This window comes from Sulfitobacter sp. CW3 (assembly GCF_019392245.1).
Lineage (GTDB): Bacteria > Pseudomonadota > Alphaproteobacteria > Rhodobacterales > Rhodobacteraceae > Sulfitobacter.
Window position 1 is genome coordinate 141,955 of record NZ_JAHXRL010000010.1, and the last position, 8,936, is coordinate 150,890.

Annotated in this window: 9 protein-coding genes; all 9 read left to right on the forward strand. The window is 51.8% G+C overall.

The genetic code is table 11. The annotated features are described in order from the left end of the window. Positions 1 to 198: 198 nt before the first annotated feature. Positions 199 to 1,662: a TolC family protein gene (locus KZZ06_RS18305; protein WP_219581442.1), complete on the forward strand. Its 1,464-nt coding sequence runs from the start codon at positions 199 to 201 to the stop codon at positions 1,660 to 1,662. 14 nt (positions 1,663 to 1,676) lie between these two features. Continuing rightward, positions 1,677 to 3,035: a multicopper oxidase family protein gene (locus KZZ06_RS18310; protein WP_219581443.1), complete on the forward strand. Its 1,359-nt coding sequence runs from the start codon at positions 1,677 to 1,679 to the stop codon at positions 3,033 to 3,035. Between the two features lie 46 nt (positions 3,036 to 3,081). Beyond that, positions 3,082 to 3,822 carry a copper-binding protein gene (locus KZZ06_RS18315; protein ID WP_219581444.1) on the forward strand — a complete coding sequence of 247 codons (741 nt, stop codon included), beginning with the start codon at positions 3,082 to 3,084 and terminating at the stop codon, positions 3,820 to 3,822. Between the two features lie 109 nt (positions 3,823 to 3,931). After that, positions 3,932 to 4,465, forward strand: coding sequence for a plastocyanin/azurin family copper-binding protein (locus tag KZZ06_RS18320; RefSeq protein WP_219581445.1), 534 nt, complete (start codon positions 3,932 to 3,934; stop codon positions 4,463 to 4,465). A gap of 9 nt (positions 4,466 to 4,474) precedes the next feature. Beyond that, on the forward strand, positions 4,475 to 5,722 hold the full coding sequence (locus KZZ06_RS18325; RefSeq protein WP_219581446.1) for an ABC transporter transmembrane domain-containing protein: 1,248 nt from the start codon (positions 4,475 to 4,477) through the stop codon (positions 5,720 to 5,722). Between the two features lie 30 nt (positions 5,723 to 5,752). Next, entirely contained in the window at positions 5,753 to 6,244 is a 492-nt protein-coding gene (locus KZZ06_RS18330; protein WP_257884463.1) for a c-type cytochrome, read from the forward strand. Between the two features lie 38 nt (positions 6,245 to 6,282). Further along, on the forward strand, positions 6,283 to 6,732 hold the full coding sequence (locus KZZ06_RS18335; protein ID WP_219581447.1) for a cytochrome c family protein: 450 nt from the start codon (positions 6,283 to 6,285) through the stop codon (positions 6,730 to 6,732). A 201-nt stretch (positions 6,733 to 6,933) separates the two neighbouring features. Further along, positions 6,934 to 7,299 carry an NADH-quinone oxidoreductase subunit A gene (locus KZZ06_RS18340; protein ID WP_219581448.1) on the forward strand — a complete coding sequence of 122 codons (366 nt, stop codon included), beginning with the start codon at positions 6,934 to 6,936 and terminating at the stop codon, positions 7,297 to 7,299. A gap of 53 nt (positions 7,300 to 7,352) precedes the next feature. Continuing rightward, positions 7,353 to 8,936 (forward strand): heavy metal-binding domain-containing protein (locus KZZ06_RS18345; protein ID WP_306664497.1); only part of this gene is annotated, 1,584 nt, incomplete at its 3' end.

The window sequence follows — 8,936 nt, forward strand, 5'->3', positions numbered from 1 at the left end:
CGCATGCGCACAAGATATCAGACCTATTCCATACACGGTAACGCCATTGCCTGCCGTGACCGCGCAACAAGCAGTTACGAATACGGCCGTAGTTTCACCCATCCGATATCAAGATCCGCTTGCGGGCTACACATACCGTGGACCAACCGGACCGCGCGATTGGCGCACCGTTAACGAAGAACAGTCGGAGGGTAACTGATGCGTATTTCAAAACTGCCATTAATTGTTGGCTTTCCATTAGTCCTTGGTGCCTGTGCGACGGCAATCCCGGGTGTCTATACCGAGCCGAAGGCCGGGTTTGCCAATATTGCCAGCCAGATAACGCCGGCTATCGGGAAGCGGACGGTTTTTGCCGAAACCCAAGCCGAGAACGAAGCTTTAAAAAAGCAGGTTCATGGGATGGTGCATCGCAAGACTATCTCTGCGGATACGGCAGTTCAGGTTGCTTTGTTGAATAACAAAGGATTGCAAGCTTCCTACGCCAATGTTGGTCTGTCGGCTGCAGACGCTTGGCAGGAGTCGACACCTGAAAACCCGGTCGTGTCTATCGGAATTTTGGGTATTGGTGCGCCAGAGTTGGGTGCATACCGCGCAATCGAGGGACTGATCCGTGCAAACCTTTTGGAGGCCACAACCCGTAAGAAACGGCGCGCACTTGCGGATACAAACTTTAGACAAGCGCAACTGGCTGCGGTTAATGATACGTTGGCCTTGGCCAATCAGACCCGTCAGGCATGGATAGCTTCCGTAACTGCATTCGAAGCCGTTGGGTATCTCAAGAGGGCAAAGGCGACATCCGATGCAGGCTCTGAACTGGCTCGAAAACTGGGCGAAACCGGCGCTCTGAATAAAGCCAATCAAGCGCGTGAACAGGCCTTTAACGCAGAGCTTGCAGGGCAACTTGCGCGGGCGCGCCTGAACGCGACAAAATCGAAGGAAGAATTGACGCGGCTTATGGGCCTTTGGGGAACAGAGGTTGATTACTATGTGCCTGATGCCTTGCCAAAGTTGCCGCGCTCAGTTGGTAGCATTGGTAACATTGAGGCTAAGGCCCTGCGCAACCGTGTAGATCTTCGGGTGGCAAAACTAGGCCTCGAAGCGCAGGCTCTGGCATATGGCCTGACAGATCAGACACGGATTGTCAGCGACCTCGAAATCGTTGGGGGTGCGGAGCTTGAGCGTGAAGTTGGTGAGGACGGTGATACCGAAAAGGTGATTACGCCCCAAGTTGAACTTGAATTTGCGATACCGATCTTCGATTCTGGTAAAGCTAGAATGCGTAAAGCCGAGCTTGCGTATTTGCAGTCAGCCAACGTGCTTGCTGAAACGGCAGTAAACGTACGTTCCGAAGCAAGAGGTGCAGAAGCCTCCTACCACGCTTCCTACAAGATCGCGCGTCACTATCAGGATATACTGGTGCCGTTAACGCGGACTGTCGAAGAAGAAGGCCTGCTGTCCTACAACGGCATGATTACCAACACATTCGAGTTGCTGACAGATGTGCGCCAGAAGCTGGCTGCATCTCTTGAAGCTGCAAACGCGAAAAGCGACTTCTACATGGCCCAGGCCGATCTGACAGCTGCCATTTATGGTGGCGGTGCAGGCGGTGGCGGCGGTGGAGAAGGCGCAGCACTTGCCGCCGGTGGCGGCGCACCTCACTGAAAAGGAATGATGATATGTTGAATAGACGTCAATTACTCGGAGCCGGTGCCGCAGGTGCCACACTCGTTTCCTCCAAAGCTTGGGGGCAGACTATGAATATGGGTCTGCCCGAAGCGGCACTGATGGACACTGCCGCGACACAGGTGACAGCACGGCCCTCATCGGGCGTAGACTACAACCCGGTTGTCACACTCAATGGTTGGACCTTGCCGCACCGGATGAATAACGGGGTAAAAGAGTTTCACCTTGTTGCAGAGCCAGTAGAGCGTGAGATGGCCGATGGCATGATCGCGCATCTATGGGGTTACAATGGTCAATCGACTGGTCCAACAATCGAAGCGGTGGAAGGTGACCGCGTTCGGATATACGTTACAAACAGGCTGCCTGAGGGGACTACGGTCCATTGGCATGGGCTTATTCTTCCTTCTGGCATGGACGGTGTTTCAGGGCTGAGCCATCCAAGTATCCCACCGGGAAAGACGTTTATTTATGAGTTTGACTTAATCAAGTCAGGTACATTCATGTATCACCCCCATGGTGATGAAATGACCCAGATGGCGATGGGTATGATGGGTATGTTCGTTGTTCACCCCAAGGACCCAACGTTCATGCCAGTTGATCGTGATTTCCTGATCATGTTGAACGCCTTTGATATTGATCCTGGAACATATGTGCCGCGCATCATGACGATGGCGGATTTCAACCTGTGGACATGGAACAGCCGAATTTTCCCCGACATTGATCCGCTGGTAGTGAATAAGGGAGACAAGGTGCGTGTGCGCGTTGGCAACCTGACGATGACAAACCACCCGATCCACATGCACGGTTATGATTTCAAAGTGACCTGTACGGATGGCGGCTGGGTGCCTGAATCTGCGCAGTGGCCAGAGGTCAGCATCGACATCCCAGTGGGCGCGATGCGGGCATATGAGTTCACGGCCGACCACTTGGGTGACTGGGCGATCCACTGTCATAAATCGCATCATACTATGAATGCAATGGGTCATGACGTTCCTACCTTCATCGGTGTTGACAAAAAGCAATTGACCCAGAAAATGCGCTCTTTCCAGCCGGACTATATGCCGATGGGCACGGCAGGCATGGGCGACATGGCCAAGATGTCGATGCCTCTGCCTGACAACACCATCCCGATGATGAATGGCTGGGGTCCGTATGGCCCCATCGAAATGGGCGGTATGTTCTCGGTCGTAAAAGTCCGCGACGGGATCGATGCCGACGATTACTCCGATCCAGGTTGGTATGAAAACCCTCCTGGCGAGCAGGCCTATGAGTGGACTGGAGAACTTCCAGAATTCGCGTCCAACAACAGCCCGAAAACCATTCTGACACCGAAACCAACGCAAAAGGGCTGAGATAGCCTTTTGACCAATCAAACAACCAAACCTTTAGGAAAAACACATGAAAAATCTTCTCTTGACGACAGCACTCGCTTTCACATTCGCAATACCAGCTTACGCGGGTGGCACACATGCGAAAAAACATGATGAAGTATCGACCGAAAAGGCTGAAGCGATGATGGTTGGTATGCCGGGCGACTCTTCCAAGGTGGACCGGACTGTCAACGTAATCCTCCTCGAAACCGATGACGGCGAAATGCTGATCAAGGGTGACGATATGACCTTCAAGAAAGGTGAAACCATTCTTTTCAAGATTAAAAACGAAGGAGAACAGGAGCACGAGTTTGTGCTCGATACGGTCGAGAACAATGCCAAGCACAAAATCGAAATGGCAAAGATGGTTATGGAGCACGACGATCCAAATCGCATCACTCTTGACTCAGGCGCCTCCGGTGAAGTGGTCTGGACCTTTAGCAATGATGGCACTTTTGAAGCCGCATGCCTTATCCCGGGTCACTACGAATCCGGTATGCACCGTGAAGTTTCCGTAAGTATGGAAATGGCCGAAATGAAAATGGCACAGGCTGATGTCGTATATACCAAAGGCACGATCACAAAAGTTGATGCAAAAGGTGGCAAGGTCACGATCGACCACGGTCCATTGTTGAACCTTGATATGCCAGGCATGAAAATGGTGTTTCGCGCTGATGAAGAGATGATTGCGAAAATGTCCGAAGGTCAGAACATCGAGTTTGTGGCGGAGCCCGTCAAAGGAAAACTCACAGTCGTGAAGTTGAAGTAATCGGTTCAGGAGGCGGTGTTCTTCACCGCCTCCTGTCACTCTACCCCTCTCAACCAAATTGCCGATCAAAGCCGCCACGTGTGGTGAAACTTCAATATTGGAGCAGAAAATGTATTCCCCGACAAAAGTTCTGACGCTGCTTGTTGTCTTGTGCCTCTCTACGGTGGGTGCTCAAGCGAGCACAGGCGCCGGAGAAGAGCCACACGCACAGGCATATGATCATCCGGGGCACGTTCCTATTGGCGAACCCGGGTTGGATGCCGAGATTAGCCGAACAATTGAAGTCAACATTAAGGAAACTGAAAGTGGCTATATGCTGTTTGATCCTGATGCCATCCACATCGAAGAAGGCGCGGTCGTGCGCTTTGTCGTAAATAACTTTGGCGATCTGGATCACGAGTTTTTTCTGGGTTCCTTTGATGAAATTGCCAAGCATCAGCAATGGATGCGAAACCACCCTGATATGAAGCATGAAGACGCCAATTCAATCGCGATCTCGAGTGGAAGCACTGCAACACTTGATTGGAAATTTTCGATCAAAACCAACCTGGAATTTGTTTGTCTCATCCCGGGCCACCGTGAAGCGGGTATGTTTGGCGTTATTATGATTCACGACCATCTCGCGCCTAAATCAAAAAACTGAGTGAATATCATGATACGTTTCGACAAATATCATGATGTTGTTCACAGCGTGACAGAGTTTTTTGGCTATCAGTATGATGATACTGCGCCTGATTGGATTCACCCGTTTATCCATGTCATTTTTGTTTTTGCCCCGGCAATGCTTATCGGCGTGATTGTCTATCTCCTCATACGCGCGGCTCTCAGGTTTTTGCGGCGTGAAAGGATTATTGATCGGCAACCCCAGTCACAGGCGGTCCGTGGACTGGAACATAGTCTCTTCAAAACCGTGCTGCGGTATTCCAGAAAACAGCAGGCAATAATGATCGGGATGAGCCTCATTTCGATGCCCGTTCTCTATGTTACGCTGGAACTTCCGAAGCAAATTGTGAACAATGCGCTTGATGCTGATCGCTTCCCGATTGAGTTCCTTGGATATTACTTTGATCAGGTTACGCTTCTGATGATTTTGTCTGGTCTCTATCTGCTAGCGATCAGCGTAAATGGGTTGAGCAAATACGTACTTAACGTCTTCAAGGGCTATGTTGCAGAACGATTTCTGCGCCGCTTCAGACTCTTGGTCTATCGGGCATGGCGTACCGACCCGCAGTCGCAATCACAAAGTGAGATCGTTCCAATCCTTGCCCAAGAGGTAGAGCCGGTTGGCGGTTTTGCTGCGGATGTACTGACTTTGCCTGTCATGCAGGGGGGAACACTCCTAACAATCTTGTTGTTCATGTTCATTCAAGACCCCGTTCTTGGGGCTGCTGCTTTGGCTGTATTGCCCATACAGCTCATATTGCTCCCCAAGCTTCAGCGCCGCGTAAATGGGCTGTCGCGGATCAGAATCAAAGAAGTACGGCACCTTGGTAAACAATTGAGCAACCAGCTTCATGGCTTGGAGTTGGAGACTGGCTCCACATTTGGAGGCGCAAGTACAAGTTTTCGGGAGCTGGAGAAGGTGAGAAGACGGATCTACATCCTCAAGTTCTTTATCAAAGCGCTGAACAATTTTCTGACCGCGCTTACACCGTTCCTTTTCTATTCACTAGGAGGCTATTTCGTTATCGAGGGCCGTATCAGCCTTGGTGCGCTTGTCGCCGTGCTGGCAGCTCACAAAGACTTTTCCGCGCCTTTGAAAGAGCTGTTTGGTTATTATCAAACTTTGGAAGACACGCGGATCAGGTATCACGAGATCACCAGCTTTTTTTCGCCGGACACGCTGCCAGAGCAACAATCGGAAACCCGCGACATCACCCTTGTGCCGCTCCAAATCTGAGGACCTTCAGAGCATTTACCGGTAAAAGATATGTCTGAGAATGAAAAACGGAAGATTGATGAATTGAATGAAGGAGAGAGGATCATGAAGTGGGGCGCAGTATTCTTTGCCTTGGTCGCGTTGGCTGCGGGCGGTTGGTATTTTTTGCAAACATCTAAGGTCAATTTGTCACCTGAAGAGAGTGGTTCGGAAATTTTCGACGACGCGATTGTCGCCGTAATCCTACCGGATTCGCTCGGAGAAAAAGAACAGTTTGGCGAAGCTGCATATGTAAAGTTCTGCTCGGAATGTCATGGTGCGAATGGACAGGGAAGAAAGGATATTGCACCACCTCTGGTACACAAAATCTATGAACCTAATCACCACGGGGATATGGCGTTTGCTTTGGCCGCAAAAAATGGTGTTCGGGCTCATCATTGGAACTTTGGCAATATGCCTGCTGTTGAGGGCATTGCGCAAACTGAGATCTTGAATGTTGTAACATATGTACGCGCGTTACAAAGGAAAAACGGGATCGAATAGACAACACCTTGAAAACAAAAACAGAAGGAGAATTTCAAATGAAGACCACAGTTGCAACAATCTTAGCGTTGTCATTTCTAGTCACCCCTGCATTTTCTGATGGGCATGCGACTGGCGATACAATGGCTGGAGAAGCCATTTTTAAGAAGTGTAAAGCGTGCCATTCAATTGTCGATCCTGAAGGAGGGGTCGTTCAAAAAGGGGGCAAGGTTGGGCCAAATCTCTATGGACTTTACGGCCGAACGGCTGGGGAAAACGCAGACTTTGGTGCAAAGTTTGGAGGCTCTATAAAAGAGGCCGGTGAAAAAGGTCTGATCTGGAACGAGAACAACTTCGTTGACTATGTTGCAGACCCAAAGAAATTTCTCGCGACTTTTCTGGACGACAACAGTGCCAAATCCAAAATGGGTTTCAAGCTGAAGAAGGAGACGGATGCAAGAAACGTCTGGGCATATCTTGTCTCAGTCGGTCCAGAGGTAGTGAACTGATCACAGGTTGATGCGAAACGGGCGAGATGCAACGACGCCAAGGCAAGCGGGTGAGAAAGGGTCGACCACAAGAAAGGGAATTCTGCTGTCCTTACGCCTCAACGTGAATTTTAGGTATAACTCCGTAAAGTCAGAAAAAGATCAAATAAAAGTGTATTGTAATGCAACATGACCATAAACATTGAGAGGACACCATAAGCAATGAACGCACTCACCCAATATGGGGTCTTGTTTGGTCTGACGCTTGGCACCATCGGATTCGTCCTTTGTTTTTATCTTCTCGCTTGTGCAATTGGTGGAACCCGTAGTGAGCTGGGGAAAGATGTGCCCGCAACTGCCGGTTCGATGTCACGCGAACCAGTCTGGGTGCGCTATCACGCCAAATATTATGGTTATGCTCTGCTTTTTCTCGCATTCGATATGGAGATGGCGTTCATGTATCCTTGGGCGGTTGTCTATCGGGAGGAGGGGCTTGTCGCGCTTCTTGACATGGGTGTGTTTCTTGCAATTTTGTTCCTTGGCCTGTTGTATGGCTGGAGCCAAGGCGCGCTGAGGCGGCAGGAATGAGAGGCGCTCGTCACGGAACGATGAACGCGCTTCAAAGGATTGCAGCAGCAGCCATGTCGCGTGATCTTTGCGGCTTTGTGGTGCCTGGGGCGGAAATAGCACGAGCCGTCGGCATCGATCTTGGCGATGCGGGATTGCGCCTGAGTACGACACCGCGCCATGCCAATGTCCTTGTTGTCATCGGACGACTGCCCGCTGGATTGCTTGACGCCGCTAGTGTTGTCTATGCGCAAATGCCGCGCCCACGGGCCATTCTGACCCTCGGTACCAATGACATTTCCCCTTTGCCTGTTCCCGATGCGACGGGGCCGTTGACCCAAGCCGGTCTTGAAGCGGCCATCGCAGACATACGCAGGATTTTTGCGATGGCAGCCTTTCAGCCAGACGTAGAGAATTTTGAAGCGCCCACACTGGAAACCAGCACGGAATATACCTGCCCGATGCACCCCGAAGTTGTGCAGGAGGCACCGGGAAATTGCCCGAAATGTGGCATGACCTTGGTTGAGCGCGAAACCGCTGGATCAGCACATAGAGGCCATGCTGTGCCCGAACAGAAGCGAGAGGTCGCTGCCCAGAAACATTCCAAACCTGTCGCTGTCTGTCATGATCGCTCCAAAGGCGGGCATTCTGCGGATGGTGACAACCACGAACAGCACAAGACGCATGGCTCAGGCCATAAGCAACATCACATGCGCGCAAAGCCCGACAGCACCGAGGCTCCGTTGCAATACACCTGCCCGATGCATCCCGAAGTTGTCAGCGACGAAGCCGGGTCCTGCCCGAAGTGCGGGATGCACCTTGTGCCGGTCGCAGAAGCTGGCGGACATTCTGGGCACGATCACAAAGCCCACGGCAAAGCACATGACGAACACAGCACGGATAACCACCGAGGCGGCCACGGCGGTCATGGTGGTAGTGAGAGGGTCGAAGGCGTCGAGGCTCATTTCATGTCGATGGTTGATCTTACCCGCGACATGCCTGCAAGTGCGGACGGTCTCAAGATGGAATGGATCGATGTCCCCTTCGGGCCTTTTTTTCCGGGTTTGCCTGGAGGGTTGCAATTAAAGCTGACATTAGACGGCGATGCAGTGGCGACCACCAGCGCCGACAGTCTGGTTGGCTCAAGTGATCCGCTGCCTGCAAATCCGTCCAGCCCCACAGAATTTGTCGATCACCTCGCCGCCTTGTCCCCACTCAGTCCAGTCGCTTACCGCCTGCTGGCCTGTCTCGCGCTTGAGCAAGCGGCCGGCCAAAGCGTGGCACCCGACATTGCGCGCGCGCGTCTTGCGGTAGTCGAGCGCGAGCGGGTGGCCAGTCACCTTGGTTGGTTGGCAGTTTTCGGGGCGCAGTCTGGGTCCAGCTGGATTGAAAAACGCGCAGCAGCATTTCAATTGAAAGTACAGGGGGCGGCAGCCACTGACGTCACGACACTCAAGCCAAAGATCAGTACATTTCTGGCGAAACTTCAGCGGACTCCACTGCTGGCTGCTAGATTGAGTGGGATCGGTCAATTGCCAGCAAATGACACTCTGTCCGGCCCCGTGGCGCGCGCTTCTGGAATGGCCAGTGATACGCGCAGCGACGACCCGGTTTATGCCGAAATTGGATTTTCTGTGCTCACAATGACTGACGGTGAT